Here is a 332-nt window from a genome sequence, read left to right on the forward strand (position 1 = left end):
CCAGGTCCCAGCAGGCTGGAGCCTGGCGAGCAACGAATTAGCGCTGACGTACTTACGACAGGCGGAACAACATGAGCACAGTAAACGTTTACAAACAGCGCCCCGATTCGGCGCGCGCCGAGTCCCCGCTGTTTCACGCCGGCTTGCATGAGCTGGTGGGCAAGGGCAAGAGCAGCGCGGGCGTCGTCCTGCGCGAGAGAAAATTGCTGGGTCACCTGACCCTGCGCGGCGATGGCCATGACCCGGCCTTTGCCGGCGCCGTGCACAAGGCCACCGGCCTGGAACTGCCTGGCGCACTGGGCCTGGTGGTCAAGGGTGAGTCCTCGCTGCAG

At 65.1% G+C, this 332-nt stretch carries 1 protein-coding gene; it reads left to right on the plus strand.

The window, feature by feature from the left end:
- Nucleotides 1–71 precede the first annotated feature (71 nt).
- Nucleotides 72–332 (plus strand): sarcosine oxidase subunit gamma family protein (locus PH586_RS23475; protein ID WP_271350218.1); only part of this gene is annotated, 261 nt, incomplete at its 3' end.

It is taken from the genome of Pseudomonas aestuarii (assembly GCF_027988105.1).
GTDB lineage: Bacteria > Pseudomonadota > Gammaproteobacteria > Pseudomonadales > Pseudomonadaceae > Aquipseudomonas > Aquipseudomonas aestuarii.